The 20496-nt window shown below is 39.8% G+C and carries 25 protein-coding genes and 1 other annotated feature; of the genes, 8 read left to right on the top strand and 17 right to left on the bottom strand.

The genetic code is table 11. The features are described 5' to 3' along the window. Positions 1-13: 13 nt before the first annotated feature. Together QZ413_RS09220 and dnaX are read right to left on the bottom strand one after the other, a co-directional pair. Entirely contained in the window at positions 14-328 is a 315-nt protein-coding gene (locus QZ413_RS09220) for a YbaB/EbfC family nucleoid-associated protein (RefSeq protein WP_297079522.1), read from the bottom strand. Between the two features lie 20 nt (positions 329-348). Further along, positions 349-2052: a DNA polymerase III subunit gamma/tau gene (gene dnaX, locus QZ413_RS09215; RefSeq protein ID WP_297079521.1), complete on the bottom strand. Its 1704-nt coding sequence runs from the start codon at positions 2050-2052 to the stop codon at positions 349-351. 177 nt (positions 2053-2229) lie between these two features. Here dnaX and QZ413_RS09210 point away from each other — a divergent pair, with 177 nt between their 5' ends. The 4 genes from QZ413_RS09210 to QZ413_RS09195 all read left to right on the top strand — a co-directional run bounded on the left by QZ413_RS09210 (position 2230) and on the right by QZ413_RS09195 (position 6605). After that, positions 2230-3447, top strand: a complete 1218-nt coding sequence (locus QZ413_RS09210) for an SPFH domain-containing protein (RefSeq protein WP_297079518.1) — start codon at positions 2230-2232, stop codon at positions 3445-3447. A gap of 19 nt (positions 3448-3466) precedes the next feature. Next, the gene (locus QZ413_RS09205; RefSeq protein WP_297079516.1) at positions 3467-4540 is read left to right on the top strand and encodes a TFIIB-type zinc ribbon-containing protein; all 1074 of its coding nucleotides are present in this window, start codon (positions 3467-3469) and stop codon (positions 4538-4540) included. Beyond that, positions 4537-5337: a TPM domain-containing protein gene (locus QZ413_RS09200; protein WP_297079515.1), complete on the top strand. Its 801-nt coding sequence runs from the start codon at positions 4537-4539 to the stop codon at positions 5335-5337. Before QZ413_RS09205 ends, QZ413_RS09200 begins: the two co-directional genes overlap by 4 nt. 245 nt (positions 5338-5582) lie before the next feature. Then, positions 5583-6605: a branched-chain amino acid aminotransferase gene (locus tag QZ413_RS09195; RefSeq protein WP_297079513.1), complete on the top strand. Its 1023-nt coding sequence runs from the start codon at positions 5583-5585 to the stop codon at positions 6603-6605. 88 nt (positions 6606-6693) lie between these two features. Here the strand turns inward: QZ413_RS09195 and QZ413_RS09190 are convergent, their stop codons facing one another. The 6 genes from QZ413_RS09190 to rplK all read right to left on the bottom strand — a co-directional run bounded on the left by QZ413_RS09190 (position 6694) and on the right by rplK (position 9791). Then, positions 6694-6894: a cold-shock protein gene (locus QZ413_RS09190; protein WP_297079511.1), complete on the bottom strand. Its 201-nt coding sequence runs from the start codon at positions 6892-6894 to the stop codon at positions 6694-6696. A 265-nt stretch (positions 6895-7159) separates the two neighbouring features. Beyond that, on the bottom strand, positions 7160-7345 hold the full coding sequence (locus tag QZ413_RS09185) for a hypothetical protein (RefSeq protein WP_297079509.1): 186 nt from the start codon (positions 7343-7345) through the stop codon (positions 7160-7162). Between the two features lie 88 nt (positions 7346-7433). After that, on the bottom strand, positions 7434-7799 hold the full coding sequence (gene rplL / locus QZ413_RS09180) for a 50S ribosomal protein L7/L12 (protein WP_016184656.1): 366 nt from the start codon (positions 7797-7799) through the stop codon (positions 7434-7436). 61 nt (positions 7800-7860) lie between these two features. Next, on the bottom strand, positions 7861-8364 hold the full coding sequence (gene rplJ, locus QZ413_RS09175) for a 50S ribosomal protein L10 (RefSeq protein WP_016184657.1): 504 nt from the start codon (positions 8362-8364) through the stop codon (positions 7861-7863). A 36-nt stretch (positions 8365-8400) separates the two neighbouring features. Next, positions 8401-8525, bottom strand: a sequence feature (ribosomal protein L10 leader region). A 54-nt stretch (positions 8526-8579) separates the two neighbouring features. After that, on the bottom strand, positions 8580-9269 hold the full coding sequence (rplA, locus tag QZ413_RS09170; RefSeq protein WP_297079506.1) for a 50S ribosomal protein L1: 690 nt from the start codon (positions 9267-9269) through the stop codon (positions 8580-8582). 99 nt (positions 9270-9368) lie between these two features. Beyond that, positions 9369-9791 (bottom strand): 50S ribosomal protein L11, encoded by a 423-nt coding sequence (rplK, locus tag QZ413_RS09165; RefSeq protein WP_297079504.1) that lies wholly within the window; start codon positions 9789-9791, stop codon positions 9369-9371. A 222-nt stretch (positions 9792-10013) separates the two neighbouring features. Here rplK and sdaAB point away from each other — a divergent pair, with 222 nt between their 5' ends. Together sdaAB and sdaAA are read left to right on the top strand one after the other, a co-directional pair. Next, positions 10014-10679 carry an L-serine ammonia-lyase, iron-sulfur-dependent subunit beta gene (gene sdaAB / locus QZ413_RS09160; RefSeq protein ID WP_297079502.1) on the top strand — a complete coding sequence of 222 codons (666 nt, stop codon included), beginning with the start codon at positions 10014-10016 and terminating at the stop codon, positions 10677-10679. 12 nt (positions 10680-10691) lie between these two features. Continuing rightward, positions 10692-11558, top strand: coding sequence for an L-serine ammonia-lyase, iron-sulfur-dependent, subunit alpha (gene sdaAA, locus QZ413_RS09155; protein ID WP_297079500.1), 867 nt, complete (start codon positions 10692-10694; stop codon positions 11556-11558). 58 nt (positions 11559-11616) lie between these two features. On the opposite strand, the gene QZ413_RS09150 is transcribed toward sdaAA, so the two are convergent. The 4 genes from QZ413_RS09150 to rpmG form a co-directional block, all read right to left on the bottom strand. Continuing rightward, positions 11617-12468 carry an alpha/beta hydrolase gene (locus QZ413_RS09150; protein ID WP_297079498.1) on the bottom strand — a complete coding sequence of 284 codons (852 nt, stop codon included), beginning with the start codon at positions 12466-12468 and terminating at the stop codon, positions 11617-11619. A 51-nt stretch (positions 12469-12519) separates the two neighbouring features. Then, positions 12520-13065, bottom strand: a complete 546-nt coding sequence (gene nusG / locus QZ413_RS09145) for a transcription termination/antitermination protein NusG (protein ID WP_297079496.1) — start codon at positions 13063-13065, stop codon at positions 12520-12522. 121 nt (positions 13066-13186) lie between these two features. Then, entirely contained in the window at positions 13187-13357 is a 171-nt protein-coding gene (gene secE, locus QZ413_RS09140) for a preprotein translocase subunit SecE (protein ID WP_297079494.1), read from the bottom strand. A gap of 18 nt (positions 13358-13375) precedes the next feature. After that, positions 13376-13528: a 50S ribosomal protein L33 gene (rpmG, locus tag QZ413_RS09135; protein WP_016184665.1), complete on the bottom strand. Its 153-nt coding sequence runs from the start codon at positions 13526-13528 to the stop codon at positions 13376-13378. Between the two features lie 141 nt (positions 13529-13669). On the opposite strand from rpmG, the gene cbpA reads away from it, so the two are divergent. Then, positions 13670-14311 carry a cyclic di-AMP binding protein CbpA gene (gene cbpA, locus QZ413_RS09130; RefSeq protein ID WP_297079491.1) on the top strand — a complete coding sequence of 214 codons (642 nt, stop codon included), beginning with the start codon at positions 13670-13672 and terminating at the stop codon, positions 14309-14311. Positions 14312-14373: 62 nt separating this feature from the next. Here the strand turns inward: cbpA and QZ413_RS09125 are convergent, their stop codons facing one another. Then, positions 14374-14874 carry a QueT transporter family protein gene (locus QZ413_RS09125; RefSeq protein WP_297079489.1) on the bottom strand — a complete coding sequence of 167 codons (501 nt, stop codon included), beginning with the start codon at positions 14872-14874 and terminating at the stop codon, positions 14374-14376. A 106-nt stretch (positions 14875-14980) separates the two neighbouring features. Beyond that, positions 14981-15259 (bottom strand): hypothetical protein, encoded by a 279-nt coding sequence (locus tag QZ413_RS09120; RefSeq protein ID WP_297079488.1) that lies wholly within the window; start codon positions 15257-15259, stop codon positions 14981-14983. A gap of 371 nt (positions 15260-15630) precedes the next feature. On the opposite strand from QZ413_RS09120, the gene QZ413_RS09115 reads away from it, so the two are divergent. Then, the gene (locus QZ413_RS09115) at positions 15631-16599 is read left to right on the top strand and encodes a diacylglycerol kinase family protein (RefSeq protein ID WP_297079485.1); all 969 of its coding nucleotides are present in this window, start codon (positions 15631-15633) and stop codon (positions 16597-16599) included. 102 nt (positions 16600-16701) lie between these two features. Here QZ413_RS09115 and QZ413_RS09110 read toward each other — a convergent pair whose 3' ends face one another. The 3 genes from QZ413_RS09110 to trmL are packed head-to-tail and all read right to left on the bottom strand — an operon-like array spanning position 16702 to position 20304. Beyond that, positions 16702-19110 (bottom strand): ATP-dependent RecD-like DNA helicase, encoded by a 2409-nt coding sequence (locus QZ413_RS09110; protein WP_297079483.1) that lies wholly within the window; start codon positions 19108-19110, stop codon positions 16702-16704. A 20-nt stretch (positions 19111-19130) separates the two neighbouring features. Then, positions 19131-19781 carry a histidine phosphatase family protein gene (locus QZ413_RS09105; RefSeq protein ID WP_297079481.1) on the bottom strand — a complete coding sequence of 217 codons (651 nt, stop codon included), beginning with the start codon at positions 19779-19781 and terminating at the stop codon, positions 19131-19133. A 19-nt stretch (positions 19782-19800) separates the two neighbouring features. Next, positions 19801-20304: a tRNA (uridine(34)/cytosine(34)/5-carboxymethylaminomethyluridine(34)-2'-O)-methyltransferase TrmL gene (gene trmL, locus QZ413_RS09100; RefSeq protein WP_297079479.1), complete on the bottom strand. Its 504-nt coding sequence runs from the start codon at positions 20302-20304 to the stop codon at positions 19801-19803. Positions 20305-20496: the final 192 nt, after the last annotated feature.

Raw genomic sequence — 20496 nt, 5'->3', positions numbered from 1 at the left:
TTTTGCCCCTATCTTAGAATCCTGGTAAGCCTTTAGTATATTTGCCCATCGTTGATTCGATTTCTTTTTCGACTTTACTGATCACATCATTCACAGCTAATGCTACTAGATCTTCTAACATTTCCACATCGTCTGGATCCACGACTTCTGGTGCGATTGTGACTGCTTTGACTTTACGGTCTCCCGTTACGGTTACTTTTACATAACCGTTTGTTGATTCACCAGTAAATTCTTTTTGATTTAACGCTTCTTGCGCTTGTCCCATCTCTTTTTGCATTTTTTGTACTTGTTTCATCATGCCTTGCATATTTCCCATTCCACGCATCATAATTTATATCCTCATTTCATTTAATTTTCTTCTATTTTAATCAAATCACCAAATAACTCTTGTGCTTTGGTGACGACAAGATCCTCAGTTTCTGGTAAAAGTGAAACTTCTCCATCTGCAGCATCTTCTACCTCTAGTGTACCATCTCCTTGATTTCCTGCAAGAAAATCATTTCGTAGTTCAGGCCAATCACCTTGAGTAATAAAAATCGACTCTGGTGCATAATCTGCAATAAAGCGGCTGATTTGATTATGGATCGCTAACGAAAATTCCGCATCACTCGTTGCCCGTTGACAGATAATCTCATAATCAAATGCAATAACCAATCCATTATCACTAGCAGCCTTTGGTTCACTAGCACGCAACATTGCTTTTTGTGTTGGACTAAGTGAAGCAAGTAGATCTTCCCAGATTTCTTTGACTTGTAGCATCCGTTCTTTGGTCGCTTTTGCTAACACTTGATTGACCCGTTCTCTTGGAACACGATACGTACTCGTGACTTGGCGTACTTGATTTTTAGGTTTCGGTGCTTCTTGTGGACGGCTTGTGACTTGTTTGAGCTGTTGGCGTAATTCGTCGATTTCTTGCTGAACAGCTTGCAGTTGATTGGGATTTGCTTGTGTGGTTCCAACGACTGTCGGTTGTTGTTTTGCCGCTAGTTTCACCGTCGCAACTTCCAGATAAATTCCTGGACTTGTCGTAAACCGTATTTCTTGTTGGGTCTCATTTAAAATTTTGATCCATGTATAGATTTGTTCAGCTGGCACTTGTTGCGTCAATTGTTCAAATCCTTCACTCAATTGCTTTCCTTCTTGGATCAATAAATCAGGTGCTTGTTGATAGAGTAAGATGTCTCGACAATAAAACAATAAATTTTCCAATAATCGATTGCTCTCTTTGCCATCTTCTAACATCAGCTGTAATTGTCTCAATGCATCCGATACTTCTTCATTTAGACAAGCTTGTAAAAAATGATCCATTTTCTCATTGGTCAAACTTCCTGTTACTTCTAATGCATGTTGTTCGGTAATTTGTCCGTCACTAAATGCGATGGCTTGGTCTAAAATACTTAGCGCATCCCGCATTCCACCTTCTGCAGAACGAGCGATGATCGTCAGTGCGTTTGACTCGTATTCGACATGTAGTTCCTGTAAGATCTCTGCTAGATGATCGACGATATCGGCCACTTGGATCCGTTTGAAATCAAAGCGTTGCGTTCTAGAGATGATCGTTGCTGGAATTTTGTGTGGTTCCGTTGTGGCTAAGATAAAAATCACATTTTTCTTTGGTTCTTCTAATGTTTTTAACAAGGCATTAAATGCCCCAGTCGACAACATGTGGACTTCATCAATAATATAGATTTTGTACATTGCTTGTGTCGGTGCATAGTTGGCACGGTCACGAATAAAACGAATCTCTTCGACACCATTGTTACTTGCCGCATCGATTTCGATCACATCTTCTTGACTCCCATTTGTAATCGACAGACACATCTCACATTCATTACATGGCTCCCCATCCACACTATTGGGACAGTTGATTGCTTTGGCGAAAATTTTAGCCGCACTTGTTTTTCCCGTTCCTCTCGGTCCAGTAAACAAATAGGCATGCGAGATCTGTTCTTGCACGATCGCATTTTTTAGCGTTTGCGTGATCGCACGTTGCCCGACGATCGCATCAAAGCGTTGCGAACGAAATACTCGATAAAGTGCTTGATAGGCCATAATTTATCCCCTCTTAAAAAAATTTACTAACTACCATTATACGAAATTTCCCCTTAAAAATAAAGCACCGCTACTCATTTCTATGAAAAGCTCTAAGACCTTGGACGGATATCCGTTTAAATTCAAGATATGGTATACTAAAGACAGTTTTATAACCACTTTAAGGAGGAATTTAGAATGGGATTAATCAAAGCAGCAACAAGTATGATCGGCGGCGGATTAGCCGATCAATGGGTCGAAGTCATCGAACCTGATCGCATGAGTGATACCACTGTCTTGACCAAAGGAGTCAAGGTTCGCAAAGACAGTAAACGTGGCGCGAATAAAAAAGGAACCGATGATGTGTTAACAGACGGTACTGTCGTTCACGTTTATCCAAATATGATGATGTTGTTAGTCGACGGCGGAAAAATCATCGACTACACTGCTGAAGAAGGCTATTATACGATCGCAAATCATTCTGCTCCTTCAATGCTCAATGGTTCATTGAAAGAAGCCATTGCCGAAACGTTTGATCGGTTTAAATACGGTGGTGTGACACCTCAAAAACAACAAATTTTCTATATCAATCTACAAGAGATCAAAGGAATTCGCTTCGGGACGGCTTCACCTTTGAATTATTTTGATAATTTCTACAACGCCGAATTATTTTTACGTGCACATGGAACCTATTCAATCAAGATCACAGATCCGATCTTGTTTTATAAAAATGCGATTCCTCATGATCGTACACAAGTCGATATTCAAGATATCAACGAACAATACTTAGCTGAATTTTTAACAGCTTTGCAAACATCGATCAATCAAATGTCAGCTGATGGAGAACGAATTTCTTATGTTCCTTCTAAAAGCATGGCGCTAAGCAAATACATGAGCCAAGTACTAGACGATGAATGGCGTGACCTTCGTGGAATGGAAATCGTCTCAGTTGCAGTCGCAAGTATTTCGTATACCGATGATTCAATGAAATTGATCAATATGCGTAATCAAGGGGCGATGTTAGGAGATCCTGGTATTCGCGAAGGTTATGTGCAAGGTGCTGTTGCAGAAGGGATTAAAAATGCTGGGAGTAACCCAAATGGTGCTACAAATGGGTTTATGGGAGTCAACCTTGGGATGAATGCGGCTGGCGGTTTTATGAACCAAGCGTCACAAAACAATCAAGCCCAAATGCAACAACAGCAACAGCAACAAACAAATAGTTGGACGTGTACAGAATGTGGGCAAGAAAACCAAGGGAAATTCTGCAGTAATTGTGGAACACCAAAACCCAGCACCACTCCTAGCATCAAGATGAAGTGTGCGGCTTGTCATGAAGTCGTAGATTTATCAAATGGTGTGCCTAAGTTCTGTCCAGAGTGTGGCCAACCATTTCAGGCAATACCCTTAGATTAGTTGGAGGTGATGAAGATCGATGGACGTCATAACACATAAATGTCCTAATTGTGGCGGTGCACTCACTTTTGATCCGAGTGATCAAAAGTTTCACTGCCCTTATTGTTTAAGTATTTTCACCGCACAAGAAGTCACCCAAGCTGAACAAGCACAACAAGAAGCCCACGTCGATGTAGACCCGGTCATCTCTGAAACCAATGTGGGTCAAGAAGAAGCAGAGATGGAACTGTTTACTTGTCCAAGTTGTGGTGCTGAGATCGTGACCGATGCAACGACTGCGGCAACTTATTGTTACTTTTGCCATAATCCAGTCGTCTTGACTGGACGTTTAAGCGGTAAATTCTTACCTAGTCGTGTCTTGCCTTTTGCCATCGACAAAGAAGAAGCAAAAGAAACATTCTTAGCTTGGGCGAAAAAGAAATGGTTTGTGCCAAAAAACTTTTTTGATGAAGCACAAGTCGAAAAATTGACCGGTGTCTACTTCCCCTACTGGTCGGTCGATGCACAAACAAAAGGAGAATTATCTGGTGTCGGAACCTCGATTCGTGTCTGGATCGTAGGCGACATTGAATACACGGAAACGAAAACATTTGCCGTAAGACGACAAGGAAAGATGCAGTTTAGAGAATTTATCAAACATGCTCTATCCAAAAATACCCAACAAAAAATGGTGACCGGCGTACAACCGTTTCCTTTAGAAAAAGCTGTTCCTTTTCAAAACCAATATCTCTCTGGTTTTCAGGCAGAAAAACGTGATCTAGAATTTATCGAGATCAAGCCAACTGTCGATCAAGAACTGACTGAAGCTAGTAGCCAATTATTACGCAATACGGTCAATGGTTACACTACGTTTCGTACAACACAAAGCTCTGCGCAAATTCTAAATGAACAAAATGAATATGTGTTATTACCCGTATGGCTTGTGACGTATCAAGCACAAGATCGTCAGACCCCTTTTTATTACGCAATGAACGGTCAAACCGGAAAAACAAGCGGTGTCTTACCATTGAGTTATCAAAAATTAGGTCTAGCATCTGCTGGGATTTTTGTTATTTTAGCCATCCTACTGATGATTGGAGGCTATTTCATATGAAAAAACGTTACTTTTTGCTACTTGTTTTATTTGCTAGCTGCTTATTTTTTTCATCAAAAGCTTATGCACAAACGGTATTTGATCAAGCAAACTTATTTACGCAAAGTGAGATCGAGCAATTAGATGCACTAGCCACACCTTTAAATGAACGTATCAAAGGTCAAGTCTTTGTTGTCACGACGACAGAAAATCAGGATGACGAAGAAACTTACGCTGATGATTTTCTACGCGATCAAATCGGCAACAATAACAACGGTTCCGTTTTTTTGATCGATATGGGGAATCGCGGCTATCACATTTCTACCTCTGGGAATATGATCGATTACGTTACCGATCGTCGATTAAGTAAACTTACAGATACGATCCAAACACAACTGTCAGCTGGTGACTATTATCAAGCGGCGGCGAGCTATCTAAACGAATTGACGACATTTGTCAAAGATGGTGTTCCCAGTGGCCAGTATCAAATCGATCGTGATACTGGAAAAATCACGTATTACAAATCCTTGACTCCTTTAGAAATCACGATTTCCTTAGTGGTCGCACTCATTTTTAGCGTAGGCTTTTTTATCATCATCAAAGCGCGCTATCAACTAAAAGGTAAAACATATCACTACCCGTTATCAGAAAAATCAAGCTTGGAATTGACCTTACAACAAGATCGATTGACTAACTCTTTTGTCACGACACGTAGAATCCCTAAAGCCAATAATAATAACGGTGGTGGATTTGGTGGCGGAAGTACGACCCATTCTAGCGGTGGCGGAACATTTGGTGGTGGCGGTGGAAAATTTTAGTCTCTGAGCTGGCACAAAATGGAGCGTTCTAAAAAAGAAGACGAACAATCCGAATAATCACTTTATCTATGTCGATAATTCATCGATTTATTATTGAAATAGTTCATTTTTAAATACGGAGTATTCGCTTTTTAGAGGAGATAGCACACTACTGCTATCTCCTTTTTTAATGCATGAATTTTCAGAAAATAATGACAATAAAATCAAGAAATGATATACTGTGAAAAACAAAAGGAGTGGATTACATGGCAGTAACAATTGATTGGGAAAATTTGGGATTTGACTACATCAAAACCCCTTATCGCTTTTTAGCGACATATAAAGACGGCGCTTGGGATAACGGCACCCTAACTGAAGATAATGTGCTTCATATTTCCGAATCCTCTCCTGCACTTCATTATGGTCAACAGTGCTTTGAAGGATTAAAAGCTTACCGTAGAAAAGATGGCGGTATCAATTTATTTCGTCCAGATGAAAACAGTAAACGTCTAAATAAAAGTGCTTCACGCTTACGTATGCCTGAAGTACCTCAAGAATTATTTTTAGAAGCCGTAACACAAGTAGTCAAAGCAAATGAAGCGTTTGTTCCTCCATATGGAACAGGTGCTACGCTATATCTTCGCCCGCTATTGATTGGTGTTGGGGATATTATTGGCGTAAAACCCGCTAAAGAATTTATCTTCACTGTTTTTTGTATGCCAGTCGGACCTTACTTTAAAGGCGGATTAGTGCCGACAAACTTTATCGTATCAGATTATGATCGTGCAGCACCAAATGGAACCGGAGCAGCGAAAACTGGTGGAAACTATGCTGCGAGTATGTTACCAGGAGAAGAAGCACACAAGAAAAACTTTTCAGACTGTATCTATCTCGATCCAGAAACACATACAAAAATCGAAGAAGTCGGTTCAGCAAACTTCTTTGGAATCACTGCAGATAACCGATTTATCACACCAAAATCGCCATCGATTTTACCAAGTATCACAAAATATTCATTGCTCTATTTAGCAAGCGAGCGCTTGGGATTAGAAGCGATTGAAGGCGATATTTATATCGATCGTTTAGATGAATTTGTTGAAGCTGGTGCTTGTGGTACTGCTGCTGTTATCTCACCGATCGGCGGAATCCAGACTAAAAATGACTTCCATGTTTTTTATAGCGAAACTGAAGTAGGTCCTGTGACAAAATCATTATACGAAGAATTAGTTGGCATCCAATTTGGAGATAAAGAAGCTCCTGAAGGTTGGATCTTTACCATTGAAGCTTAAAGAAAAAGGCTACGACAGCAGTGTCATAGCCTTTTTTTGTGCATAAAAAAAGTGCTGACACTACTGTCAGCACAAGTTGGGATGTGAATTAAGCTTTAACTACGTTAGTCGCTTGTGGTCCACGTTGACCATCTTCAACATCGAAAGTAACTGCTTGGCCTTCTTCTAAAGTTTTGAAGCCTTCACCTTGGATAGCTGAAAAGTGTACGAATACATCGTTTCCATCAGCATCTGTAATAAAGCCAAATCCTTTTTCTGAGTTAAACCATTTTACTGTACCGTTATTCATTGATAACTTACCTCCATAACACATCTTGTGCTTAATTGTAATTGATCATGCGAAATGAAGCTAAATCCATTTATATGGTAAACCCATTACTGCATATCAGATTATTACCAAGACATCATACCATGAAATGTTTTGGACTACAATATTTTTGCTATAAGAATTTTCTTTAACAATTAAATAACTATAGATTTTTATTCTAATCTGAATATTTTTCTTTTATAACAACGTTTCTTTAATATTTTTTATACATAAAAAAACAAATAAATCATTTTTCAGACGCCTGCTTTTTACGAAACATAGGTGCATTTTTATGGCTATAATACTCCGGATTAAACTCTTCATCATCTTTTTTAGCAGACAATGTCCCGTATAAAATATCAAATCCCAAAAGACCAAGTACGATCGACAACGGAATATACACACGTTTTTTTTCATACCATTTTGCTTTCATGGAAATCACCCTTTTTGATTTAAGTATACACCCATGAATACAAAAAAACTAGCAACTGGAAATCCAGTTACTAGTTTAAACATTAAAATTATTTTAATGTGATTGAAGCGCCAACTTCTTCTAAAGCAGCTTTTAAAGCTTCTGCTTCTTCTTTAGAAACGCCTTCTTTAACTGCTGATGGAGCACCATCAACTACAGCTTTAGCTTCTTTTAAGCCTAAGCCAGTTGCTTCACGAACTGCTTTGATAACTTTAACTTTTTGATCGCCAGCTGCAGTTAATTCAACAGTAAATTCTGTTTGTTCTTCAGCAGCAGCACCACCAGCTGCAGCAGCCGCTACAGGAGCAGCAGCAGTAACGCCAAATTCTTCTTCGATAGCTTTAACTAAGTCGTTTAATTCTAAGATTGTTGCGCCTTTAAGCTCTTCAACAATGTTTTCAATGTTCAATGCCATGATTGAGTTCCTCCATTTAATTAGGTTTTTTTATATAAAATAATGAATCATTATGCGGCGATTAAGCTGCATCTCCGTCTTCTTTTTCTGCCACTGCTTTGACAGCGTAAGCCACGTTGCGCACAGGCGCTTGTAGTACAGATAAAAGCATAGATAGCATTCCTTCGCGGTTTGGTAATTTCGCCAAAGCTGTGATTTCTTCCAAAGAAGAAACTTTACCTTCGATGATCCCACCTTTGATTTCCAATGCTTTTGCTTCTTGTGCAAATTCATCGATAATCTTCGCTGGAGCTACTACGTCTTCGTTACTAAATGCAACGGCAGTCGGTCCTGTGAATACTTCATCAAGTCCTTCTAATCCAGCTGCTTTAGCCGCACGAGATAAGATAGAGTTTTTGATTACTTTCATTTCTACGTTAGCGTCACGTAATTGTTTACGTAAACGAGTCACTTCGTCAACAGTTAATCCGCGGTAATCCACAACGACTACAGATGCAGCGTCTTTGAATTTTACAGATACTTCTTCAACGATAGCGGCTTTTTTTGCGATAGCTGCTTCACTCATTTTATGTTTCACCTCCTGATTTTGATGGAAGAGTTTTTTTACAATAAAAAAACCCTATGCCACCGTAGACATAGAGGGACAATTGAATCGCTTCAATACGTGTCCTCGGTAGGAATTATGGCTAGGCCACCTACTGTCTTCGGTACAGTTAATTATTAACCTTCCACACCTTATCATAGATAAAGCGTGGAAGTCAAGTGTTTTTTGCTTTTTTCTTAGAAAGAAGCTTGATCTACATGGATACCAGGACCAAATGTTGTTGTGATCGTGATATTTTTCATGTATTGACCTTTTGCAGCTGATGGTTTAGCTTTCACTAATACATCATTGATTGTTTTAAAGTTTTCAACTAATTTTTCGTTGTCGAAAGAAACTTTACCGATTGGTACGTGAACGTTTCCTACTTTATCAACACGGTAAGTTACTTTACCAGCTTTTACTTCGTTGATTGCTTTTGTAACGTCCATTGTTACCGTACCAGTTTTAGGGTTAGGCATTAAACCTTTTGGTCCTAAAACGCGTCCTAGTTTACCAACTTCAGCCATCATGTCAGGTGTAGCGACAACAACGTCAAAGTCGAACCATCCGCCTTGGATTTTTTTCGCCATATCTGCATCGCCAACATAGTCAGCACCAGCAGCTTCAGCTTCTTTAGCTTTATCGCCTTTAGCGAATACTAAAACTTTTTGTGTTTTACCAGTTCCGTTAGGTAGAACCACAGCACCACGAATTTGTTGGTCTGCTTTCTTAGGATCTACGTTCAAACGGTAAGCAACTTCAACAGTTGCGTCGAATTTCGCGATATTTGTATCTTTCGCTAATGCAACAGCTTCTTCAACAGAGTAAGCTTTTGTCGCATCAACTTTTTTCAATGCATCTTGCATTTTTTTGCTTTTTTTAGCCATTTTGTGTTTCCTCCTTGGATGTGGTTATAGCGGTAGAACCTCCCACGTGTTCTTTATCTTTCAATATAGAACGAACTGAGAAGCTACTTCCTTAGGGTCTTATTCTACGATAATTCCCATGCTTCGTGCAGTTCCTTCGACCATGCGCATAGCAGCTTCTAAGCTAGCAGCGTTTAGATCTTCCATTTTCAATTCAGCGATTTCTTTAACTTGATCGCTAGAAACAGTTGCAACTTTAGTTTTGTTTGGTTCACCAGAACCTTTTTCGATGTTTGCAGCTTTTTTCAATAATACTGCAGCCGGTGGTGTTTTTGTAACGAATGTGAATGAACGGTCTTCGTATACAGAAATCACTACAGGAATGATTAAACCTGCTTGATCAGCAGTACGAGCGTTGAATTCTTTAGTGAATCCCATGATGTTTACACCCGCTTGACCTAATGCAGGACCTACTGGTGGTGCTGGTGTTGCTTTACCTGCAGGAATTTGCAATTTAACGATTTTTTCTACTTTTTTTGCCACGAGACAAACCTCCTTAAGTCCGTGATGTGGTGAATTGGAGATACGTATTTCTCCTCCCACGTTAAAAACATACTTCAACACGAATTGAAGCATACTGGTATATTATAGCAAAGAAAAAATAAATTTCAACTAATTTCTCTCTCATTTTCAAACAAATTTCATACGCTTCATTCGTTCCTGTGCTACACTACAAACGAAACCTAAAGATTGAGGAGAAACAATATGGAACAATTAAATTATCGTAGCGTCTTTGATATTATCGGACCTGTTATGGTAGGCCCTAGTAGCTCACATACTGCAGGAGCTGCTAGAATCGGAAAAGTGATTCGTCATATTTTCGGTGAACAACCTGAAGTCGTCGATATTTTTTTATATGAATCATTTGCTAAGACCTATCGTGGTCATGGAACGGACATCGCACTCGTCGGCGGTCTGCTTGGAATGGAACCCGACGATCCACGGTTGGGCGATTCACTAAAACTTGCCTATGAATCGGGGATGGAAGTCCTCTTTACCCCAAAAAAAGAAAAAGCAGAACACCCAAATATGGTGCAAATGATCGTGTCAAAAGGAACACGTAAATTATCGGTCACTGGTATCTCTATTGGTGGCGGGAACATTCAGATTTCTGAAGTCAACGGCTTTAAACTTTCATTGACGCTTGGTACACCAACTTTTATTATCGTCCACCAAGATGTCCCAGGCATGATCGCACGTGTGAGTAACGTCTTATCTGAAGCCAATGTCAATATCGGGACGATGACCGTTACACGTGAATCAAAAGGTGAAAATGCCATTATGATCATCGAAGTCGATGAACGTAACCAAGAAGTATTAGAAAAAATCCGTCAAATCGCACAGATCCATAGTGCCTCGTATTTTGACTAAAGGAGTACAAATATGTTTTATTCAATAGAAGATCTTGTGGCACAAAGCGCGAATTACCCCTCAGTAGCTGAACTGATGATCGCTACAGAAATCGAGATGACTGGACGGACACGAGAAGAGATCTATGCCTTGATGGAACGTAACTTACAAGTCATGGAACAATCGATCGTAGAAGGTGTGAATGGCGTAACGTCTGTAACCGGTTTGACCGGTGGTGATGCGGTAAAAATGAACGATTACTTAGAACATGGTCAATTTTTAAGCGGCGAAACGATTCTGACAGCTGTGCGCAATGCGATCGCAGTCAATGAAGTCAATGCGAAAATGGGATTGATCTGTGCGACGCCTACTGCTGGAAGTGCCGGTGTCGTTCCGGGAGTATTGATGGCTTGTCGTGAACGCCTCAATCTCACTCATCAGCAACAACTCGACTTTTTATTTACGGCTGGTGCATTTGGACTAGTCATTGCCAACAATGCCTCGATCTCAGGAGCTGAAGGTGGTTGTCAAGCAGAAGTCGGATCAGCTAGTGCCATGGCAGCTGCAGCACTTGTAGCAATTAATGGCGGATCTGCACATCAGTCGGCTCAAGCCGTCGCAATTACGTTAAAAAATATGATGGGACTGATTTGTGATCCTGTTGCAGGGCTTGTAGAAGTGCCTTGTGTCAAGCGCAATGCACTTGGTTCCTCACAAGCGTTTATCTCAGCAGACATGGCTTTAGCTGGGATCGAAAGCGTCATTCCACCAGATGAAGTCGTCGAAGCCATGTATCAAGTCGGACGCCAAATGCCGTCGATCTTTAGAGAAACTGGTGAAGGTGGACTTGCTGCAACACCTACTGCTAGACGATTGACCAAAGAGATCATGGGTGAATAACACTAAAACGTCCCTTTTTGTACGGCTTTGATGACCATTACAAAAAGGGACGCTTTATTTATTTCCATAAAAAATCAGCAACAACACGATCAACAGCACGATTTTCATGCAATGCACTGTGTTGTGCGTCCTCGCCAGTAATAATCGTTGAGTGCACATCGATTTCTTGTGCTACTAATAATGGAATTATCGCTAAACTACTGGCAAGTGGCACCGTTCCATCACTTAGTTCATCAGCACTTAACTGACCACTAATGATCTCGACTTGAGTCGTCTTAGGAAAAAGTGCTACTCTTTCTTGGTAAGCTTGATAGCGTGGGGAAACTTGATCTGGTCCGTCGCGAAGCAATTCTTGTTGCGTTTGTGTCGTAAGTGTATCTAAAAACTCATTAAATGGCGCACCAATCGCAATGACTTTGGCTACGTTTGGTTGCGTTTCTTCTTGTGCTTGCATGAGATAATCCATAACGCTTACGCCTCCCATTGAGTGCCCCACGATATTGACCGTGTTGATCCCTTGTGTTTTTAAAGAAGCAAGAACTTCAGTGATCCAGCTAACTTGATTTTCTTGAGTGCTAGTATTGTCTTCAAAAAGCACTTGAATCATGGGATCATCTTTTTGTTTAGTCAACTCTCCTTCTTGCGTTAATTCTCCTGTGGCAGAAACGGTGATCACTGCTTCTTTTTTTGCACCAACTAAAGACGTTAAACGTGTCATCATCCCTCCAAACGAATTCTTCCCTCCTGAATAACCATGGAAAAATACTGTCGGGATCGCCGTTTTTTCAGGTTCTGATGTTTTAGCTACAGGTTTAGAACTAGAAGCTGCAGTTTTTTGTTCATGCAGTGCTCCCCCGCATCCTGAAAGAAGTAACAACATACTTAGCCACAATCCAATCCATTTGTACATCCTATCACTCCTTAAAAAAACCGCAAACGAAATTTCGCTTACGGTTTTGCATTAGTCGATATCGTCTACTTGATCAAAGTCAAGCTCAGTGCTGGTTTCACGACCAAACATGTCGATATTTACTTTTAATTTTTGTTTTTCTTCGTCGATTTCAACAACTTGACCTTCTAGACCAGAAAACGCGCCTTCGATGATCTTCACTGTTTGGCCAAGTTCGACATTCAATTCAACTGCACGTGTACTCATTCCTAATGAACGCAAGATGCTGTTGATTTCTTCAGGTAATAGTGGTGCAGGTTTGCTTCCCGCTCCATGAGAACCGACAAATCCGGTAACACCTGGTGTGTTTCGAATCACATACCAAGATTCATCTGTCATGATCATTTCAACTAACACATATCCAGGGAATGTTTTGTGTACGATCTCTTTTTCTTTTCCATTTTTTACTTCTGTTTCGACTTCTTCAGGTACCACTACACGGAAAATGTAGTCTCCCATTCGCATACTTTGCGCACGAGACTCGATATTTGTTTTTACTTTATTTTCGTATCCTGAGTATGTGTGAAGTACATACCAACTTCTCTCAAAAGATTCCATCACATAAGGACTCCTTTTATTTTTTTCTAAAATAAAAAAACCTCAGTCACACCGAAGTTTTTTCTCTCGTACCAAAGTATAGCATGGAATAGCGAATAATTCTAGTCGTAAACGAATAAGTCTACTTTAAAATCCATGAAAATACATTTTGAATAGCAGTATCCATCAAGAAGAACAACACAGCAAAAATCAATGATGTTTCAATGACTACGATCGTATCTTTGCGCAATTGTTTTCCTGAAGGCCAAGTAACATTTTTCATTTCGTGAATTACACTGCGAATAAATTTCATGAGAGCTGCCTCCGTTTTTTATTTTGTTTCTCTATGTATTGTATATTGGTTACAATATTTACAAAACTTATTGATCTCTAAGCGATCGCCTTTTTTGCCTTCGCTGACTGATTTCGAATAATTTCGAGAACCACAAACAGAGCAAGCCAATGCTGCTTTTTTTGTTGCCATAAAATAGCCTCCTGTCCGTCTCTTTTCTCACTTCTTAAAGTTAGCATGATTTAAAAAAACTGTCAATCAGGATCAAAATTATTTCTATAGTTTTTCGGTTAGGTATGCTATCATAAACCCAAAGGATAAGGAGGTTTATTTATGTTATTAAAATCAATGGTTTACAAAAAAGCTGACTTGACGACGGTTTTAGAAACGGCAACTTTAGCCGAAGCCTTGACGATCTTAGAAGATTCTGGTTATCGTTGTGTACCGATTTTAGATGAAACGGGTAAAATCTTCCGTGGAAATATCTATAAGATGCACATTTACCGGCATAAGGCTAATGGTGGCGATATGAGCTTACCTGTTACATCATTATTAAAAAATGCAACAAAATTTATCTATGTCAATTCTTCATTCTTCAATGTATTCTTTACGATCAAAGAATTGCCTTACATTGCTGTATTAGATGAAAATGACCATTTTTATGGCATTTTAACACATAGTTCTTTACTTTCAGTCCTGGCGCAATCTTGGAATGTCGAACAAGGAAGTTATGTCTTAACGATTGCTTCTACTGGTAAAAAAGGTGATTTGGCAGCTATCTCGAAAATCATTGCCAAATACAGCAGTATTGCCAGTTGTATTACGTTAGATATCGGCAAAGATGAGTTTATTCGTCGAACGTTGATCACGTTACCAGCTGAAACGACTCAAACAACATTAGACAAAATCATCGAACAACTGGAAAGCAAACTCTTTAAAGTTGTTGAAATCGAAGATCTAAAAGCAGAACGCTAAAAAAAGACGACGAGGTGACCCTTACTCACACAAGCGATTAAGGAAACACTTCGTTCGTCTTTTTAAATACGATCTTTAAAATGAACCACTTTATCTACCGCAAACATGACGGGTGCCGAAATTGTCATAATGATCAATTCACTTAATGCAGTCGTCGCATACGTTGGCCAAAATGGTAAATCTAACGTTAATTGCAACATCCAGGCGATCAAACACATACTGATCGTGAAGAAGAAAATATTACAAATCATCAATACGAGTTTGTTTTCTACAAATTTACCGACCCAAATCGTTGCCGCTAATGCAAGTAACGTTTGGCCCCCACCAAATAAGACATCTAATGGCCCATTTCCAAAGAATAAATTGTAGATGACTACCCCACCAAATACGCCCCAAATAAATTTACGATTGAATACCACTAAGTGATTCAAACTTTCAGATAATCGAAATTGGATCGCACCTGATTGGTACGGTAAAATAAAACACAAAACGACATAAATGGCCATAATCACGGCATTTGCAGTTAAGGTACGTACCGATGTTGCTTGTTTAGATTTTATCATGTATTAGTTCCTACTTTCTCCAAGTTTTGATTACGCGGGATGGTTGATGAACCGCGTGACGTGTGCTTAGCACCGTTAGCAAGTCTAAATAAATTCAAGTAAAATGTCAAGCTGCTTTTTGACTCTGTGTTGATCGCGTATAATGTGCTGCTTGTCTGTGTGATGTGTTAGTTGTCGATTCGACTACAGGTTCTTCTTCAATTGCTTTAGTCGGTCGCATTAAGATAAAATAACCACACATCAAGACAACATAACTGCCTAATAAGAGCCCTTGTATACTCAAAAAAAGATAACTCAGCCAGCGTACTGTTGCTAGTGGACCTTGTAATGCCCATTGAATAATTGCTAATCCTAAAGAAGCCCCAATCAAATGATAATATTTCATAGTGTCACCCCTTCGCTTGCAAAAGTATAGTCAAAAAATAAAGAGAAAGCAAGCGATTTTGCCTGCTTTAAAAATGTAAACGCTTGCTAAAAAAAGAGAGTTTTAGTATACTAAAGTTGTAAGGAGGAACGCTGAATTCCCAGTCAGACATTCGATGTAGGTAATGTCTAAACAGAATTTTCAAGTAGGCCTCTATCAAATCAAGTGGGAATTGGACTCGCTCCTTACTCACCATTATCCATGACCTGATCGCAAAATAAAGTGCAGTACGTGTGCAGACCACCTTTATTTTCGATCAGGTCCTTTTTTATTTGGTTCTAAAAGAGATATGGTATAATAAAGGTCAATTTGATTTTTACTGGAGTGTACTCATGAAACGAATCTTTCATATACTCGTCAATCCGGATGCCGGTGGTGGACGAGGTGCCAAAACAGCAAAACAGATCATTGAATTGTTGAAAAAATACCGCTATACTTATTTTCTTTATGCAACGGAATATCCTGGTCACGAGATCGAACTGACCCAAATGCTGATACAGACAAAAAAAATCACCCCACTTTCAAACGAGCCTGTTTTTTCAGAACAAGATATCGTACCGATTTTTGTCGTAATCGGTGGCGATGGAACACTACATCAGGTCTTAAACCAATTGCATGCCTATAGCACAAGGTATCCTGTAGCCTATATCAAAGCGGGGAGCGGCAATGATTTTGCACGGGCATTTCGTATGACCAAAACACCAGAGGAAGCTTTTTGGAAAATTTTAGAGCAAACAGCGCCAGTCAAAATCCCGATTTTACGTTATCAAGAAGCGGTAACCAATCAAACAGGTGTCTTTTGCAATAATCTAGGAATCGGTCTGGATGGCAAAATCGTCAAAAAAGTCAATCATAGCAAACGAAAAAAGTGGTTTCATTCACTACATATCGGCAAAATGAGCTACTTTTCTAGTATCTTGACGAGCTTTTTTCAACAACGTCCCTTTCCCATTCGTGTAGAATTCAATGGGCAAGAACGGATTTTTCGAAAAACACTTTTATTTACCGTTACCAATCATCCTTATTTTGGTGGCGGCATCGCCATTGCACCACATGCTGATTTGAAAGATGATAGCTTCAAATTGGTCGTCGTCCAAAAAACAGCATTCTTTAAACTCGTGCATTTGTTTTATCTTATTTTACGTAAAAAACAATTGCGCTCGCGTTACTTTAAGCACTATTCTCTTAAAAAATTGCGTGTGATCACGACGACTCCTCAAGATGTCCACCTTGATGGCGAGTCTTTTGAAGGTAAAAGTTACGATTTGACGATCACCTTGACTTCACAATTTTTCTGGTAACCCCATCAGATTGTGACAGATGGATAGCGCCAAGAAATAAGCCGAACCATTATCACTTTCGATAATGGTTCGGCTTATTTTCAAAAGTGTAACAGACTTCTGTTACACTTTATTTTCGTAATCGTTTGGTGTAATTCCATCCATTCCGATCATCGGATCGATAGCATGTTGTTGGATCAACTCTAAAGTCAAGATCGGCTCGCTCGGCAATTGTTCTTCTTCTTCTGAAATGAACGCTTTCTCTTCAGATGGTGTCTGAACAGCACGAGCCTTTCCTTCTACTTCTAATAAACGTTCTTTTAATGTCGTCATACGCAAGTTTGATTCTTGCGTGACACAACGCTGGTACGCTTCGATTTCTCCAAGTAGAATCAGTTTTTCTTTACTCCGTGTGATCGCCGTATACAACAAGTTGCGTTGTAGCATTCGTTGGTATTGGTGCACCATCGGCAGTATGACCATTTTAAATTCGCTACCTTGAGATTTATGGATTGTGCAACAATACGATAGCGTGATTTTTTGCCAATCATTTCGGCGATACACCACCTCAGTCGCATCAAACTGGATCGTCAATTCATCGACTTTATCTTCAGAATCTTTGGCATACGTGATCCCGACGATCTGCCCCATATCTCCATTGAACACGTTATCTTCTGGTGAATTGACCAATTGTAAGACCTTATCACCGATGCGATACACCGTGTCATTGAATTTCACTTCTTTTTTACGACCATCGTTTGGATTAAAGATTTCTTGCATCATTTTATTTAAAGCATCGACACCCGCAGATCCTTTATACATCGGTGCTAAGACTTGAATATCCTGTGCAGTGAAGCCCTTTTCTTTTGCACGCTGTACGATCGTGGCAATAATCGGCTCGATCTGATAGGCATCACAAGCAAAAAAAGAACGATCTGCTTGATTTTGCGCAAAATTTTGAGACAAGCGGCCATTTTTGATTTCATGTGCTAACGAAATCACACTCGAACCATCACCTTGTCGATAAATTTCAGTCAACTCAAACTTTGGCAAAAATGGGGTTTGCAATAAATCATGCAAGACTTGACCTGGTCCCACAGATGGTAACTGGTCTTTATCGCCGACTAAAATAATCTGCATATTTGTCGCCAAGGCTTTGAACAAAGCATGTGCTAACCAAGTATCGACCATTGACATTTCATCAACAATCAATAACCCACCTTCTAATTCTTTTGTTTCCATCTCGACGTCTTGTTCTTGATTGTTCAACCCTAGCATACGGTGAATCGTACCACTTGGTAATCCAGTCGTTTCATTCATCCGTTTTGCTGCTCGTCCAGTCGGGGCTGCTAATAAGATCGGGAACGTTTCACTGGTATATTGACTAGGATCAAGTTCAACTTCATTTAAGTGCGCAAACATTCTCACGATTCCGTTGATCACTGTGGTTTTCCCCGTTCCAGGACCACCTGTCAATAGAAAAAATGGAGAACGAATCGCCTCTTTGATAGCCTCTTCTTGAGAAGCACCATAACGGATCCCTAATTCTTTTTCAACTTTTTTAAAGGTTTGATCTAATTCCTTATCTGTATACTTGATCGTCTGTTTGCGTTTCATCAAACGATGGATCGATTGTGCGATTCCGATTTCTGAAAAATACAAGCGCTTCTCGTAAATTGCGGTCCCTTCTTGATGAACTTTTTCTTCTTCGACCAATTCGATCAACCCATCGGCTACTTGTTCTGCAGACATTTCGACTGGTCGACTCGTTTCAAGTAACGAGATCGTTTGTTCCAATAACTGTTTTGCTTGTACATACGTATCTCCTGTTTGAATCGAGACTTGCATCAACTGGTGGAACAACGCAGCTTTGATCCGTGTCGTTGCATGAGGCGTGATACCAAGCTGCGCTGCGATCATATCAGCTTTTTTAAATCCGATCCCATCAATATCTTCTACGAGTTGATACGGATTTTCTTGGATGATTTCAAGCGCTTCATTGCGGTACTTTTGATAGATCGCAAACGATAGACGACTACCAAACCCATATTCTGTCAATCCTACGATCACTTGATCCATCCCGTGATTCAAGCGTAGCGTTTCTACGATCATGTCGCGTTTTTTCTTATTTAGATGAGGGAGTGAACTTAAAATACTTGGATCATCTAAGATTTTTTCAATTGCCTGTTCACCAAAAGCATCTACGATTCCTTGTGCCGTTTTTTTACCAATCCCTGGAAATTTATCGCTCGATAAATAATGGACGATTCCTGCAGCTGAAGTCGGTTGCTCTTTTTGATACGTTTCAGCGTTTAATTGTGTGCCGTATTTAGGATGCTCAATCAGTTGTCCGTGGAATCGATAACTCTCTTCTTCTTGAATATCGCCAAAACTCCCCGTCACCACGATTTCCTTTTCCCGATATTGCGCAGTCGTTTCCTCGACTTTTACTAAAAGTACTTTATAAAAGTTCGTTGGATTTTGATAAAAAATAGCGGCTACCTTGCCGACAAAAACTTCTTTTTCTGGCATAGGTCTCCGCTCCTTTCTGTTTAAAGTAATGAATCCGCACTAGTTGGGTCGTCCAAAAACGAAACGTCATTCCATTTCACTAGTGTATAAGGGACTTGTTTATCTTGAGTATGGGCAATCGTCAAACTATTATTATACAATCCACCCATCTCACGTAATTGCGCGATTTCTTTGCCGATCAACGATTGGATCGCGGCTGTCATCGAAGTTCCATGTCCTACAAATAATAATGGTCCGTCATGTTTTTGTACAGCTGTTGTGATTGTTGACGTCATTCGTGTCAGCATCTCATCGACTGTCTCACCGGCAAATGCACTTGGGTCATACAAATCTAAGCGATAGCGCATCTGTTCCAGACTTGAGCCATACTTTCGGCGCATCTCGTCGATCAATTGGCCTTCTAATGCACCATATCCCATCTCTAAAAGTCCGGATTTTTGGATGATGGGCACAGAATGAGACAATTGCGCTTCAATAGCATGCGCCGTATCGACAGCTCGTTTGGCCGTACTACAATAGATCGCTTCAAATGCTACATCAGAAAGTTCTTGACCCAGACGCGCAACTTCTTCGTAACTACTCGCTAATAAAGGAGAATCTCCCTTCATCCCCTGAAAACGACGTTCCAAATTCCATTCGGTTTTTCCGTGTCTCGTAAAATAAAGGTCCATGTGAGTGCTCCTTTGATGATTAATCGATTTTATCGTTTGGATAATGATGTGTGCGTTCAAGATTTGGAAAATCTTGTTGACGCAATGCTTCATATAAGATCAATGCTGCTGTATTCGATAGATTTAGCGAACGGACATGCTCGTCATTCATTGGAATACGCAAGCATTTATCTGCATGTTCACGCATAAATTCTTCTGGTAGTCCCGTTGTTTCTTTTCCAAATAAAAAGAAATGATCCTCATTGTCATTAAAATCGACATCTGAGTAAGTCGCATTGGCAAATTTTGAGATCAAATGCAACTGGCGATCTCCTAAATACTCCATGAAAGCTGCTAAGCTTTTATGATACGTAATATCTACTGCTTCCCAATAATCTAGTCCAGCACGTTTTAATTGTTTATCATCTGTTGAAAACCCTAAAGGTTCAATCAGATGTAATGGACTATTTGTCGCTGCACAAGTGCGCGAAATGTTCCCAGTATTCGCTGGGATAAGTGGTTCAAATAAGACGATATGGTTCACAAAAAAGGACTCCTTTGATAGTCGACTATGCGTAATGCATGTATGATTAAAATAAAAAAAACGTACCAACTCGGTGATCAAGCACGGCGAGTCGTTACGTTAGTGAAGCTCTCTTCACTAACTTTTATCAGAACAGGATGCTGATAAAAACTAATGAAAAATGACTTGAAATTAATATATCACTCTCATGTT

This window comes from uncultured Enterococcus sp. (assembly GCF_913775425.1).
GTDB lineage: Bacteria > Bacillota > Bacilli > Lactobacillales > Enterococcaceae > Enterococcus_G.
This window is presented reverse-complemented; position numbering and strand designations above follow the sequence as displayed.

Coding starts and splice junctions, on each gene's coding strand:
- QZ413_RS09220 (WP_297079522.1), bottom strand. CDS start 328: ATGATGCGTGGAATGGGAAATATGCAAGGCATGATGAAACAAGTACAA.
- dnaX (WP_297079521.1), bottom strand. CDS start 2,052: ATGGCCTATCAAGCACTTTATCGAGTATTTCGTTCGCAACGCTTTGAT.
- QZ413_RS09210 (WP_297079518.1), top strand. CDS start 2,230: ATGGGATTAATCAAAGCAGCAACAAGTATGATCGGCGGCGGATTAGCC.
- QZ413_RS09205 (WP_297079516.1), top strand. CDS start 3,467: ATGGACGTCATAACACATAAATGTCCTAATTGTGGCGGTGCACTCACT.
- QZ413_RS09200 (WP_297079515.1), top strand. CDS start 4,537: ATGAAAAAACGTTACTTTTTGCTACTTGTTTTATTTGCTAGCTGCTTA.
- QZ413_RS09195 (WP_297079513.1), top strand. CDS start 5,583: ATGGCAGTAACAATTGATTGGGAAAATTTGGGATTTGACTACATCAAA.
- QZ413_RS09190 (WP_297079511.1), bottom strand. CDS start 6,894: ATGAATAACGGTACAGTAAAATGGTTTAACTCAGAAAAAGGATTTGGC.
- QZ413_RS09185 (WP_297079509.1), bottom strand. CDS start 7,345: ATGAAAGCAAAATGGTATGAAAAAAAACGTGTGTATATTCCGTTGTCG.
- rplL (WP_016184656.1), bottom strand. CDS start 7,799: ATGGCATTGAACATTGAAAACATTGTTGAAGAGCTTAAAGGCGCAACA.
- rplJ (WP_016184657.1), bottom strand. CDS start 8,364: ATGAGTGAAGCAGCTATCGCAAAAAAAGCCGCTATCGTTGAAGAAGTA.
- rplA (WP_297079506.1), bottom strand. CDS start 9,269: ATGGCTAAAAAAAGCAAAAAAATGCAAGATGCATTGAAAAAAGTTGAT.
- sdaAB (WP_297079502.1), top strand. CDS start 10,014: ATGGAACAATTAAATTATCGTAGCGTCTTTGATATTATCGGACCTGTT.
- sdaAA (WP_297079500.1), top strand. CDS start 10,692: ATGTTTTATTCAATAGAAGATCTTGTGGCACAAAGCGCGAATTACCCC.
- QZ413_RS09150 (WP_297079498.1), bottom strand. CDS start 12,468: ATGTACAAATGGATTGGATTGTGGCTAAGTATGTTGTTACTTCTTTCA.
- nusG (WP_297079496.1), bottom strand. CDS start 13,065: ATGGAATCTTTTGAGAGAAGTTGGTATGTACTTCACACATACTCAGGA.
- secE (WP_297079494.1), bottom strand. CDS start 13,357: ATGAAATTTATTCGCAGTGTAATTCACGAAATGAAAAATGTTACTTGG.
- rpmG (WP_016184665.1), bottom strand. CDS start 13,528: ATGGCAACAAAAAAAGCAGCATTGGCTTGCTCTGTTTGTGGTTCTCGA.
- cbpA (WP_297079491.1), top strand. CDS start 13,670: ATGTTATTAAAATCAATGGTTTACAAAAAAGCTGACTTGACGACGGTT.
- QZ413_RS09125 (WP_297079489.1), bottom strand. CDS start 14,874: ATGATAAAATCTAAACAAGCAACATCGGTACGTACCTTAACTGCAAAT.
- QZ413_RS09120 (WP_297079488.1), bottom strand. CDS start 15,259: ATGAAATATTATCATTTGATTGGGGCTTCTTTAGGATTAGCAATTATT.
- QZ413_RS09115 (WP_297079485.1), top strand. CDS start 15,631: ATGAAACGAATCTTTCATATACTCGTCAATCCGGATGCCGGTGGTGGA.
- QZ413_RS09110 (WP_297079483.1), bottom strand. CDS start 19,110: ATGCCAGAAAAAGAAGTTTTTGTCGGCAAGGTAGCCGCTATTTTTTAT.
- QZ413_RS09105 (WP_297079481.1), bottom strand. CDS start 19,781: ATGGACCTTTATTTTACGAGACACGGAAAAACCGAATGGAATTTGGAA.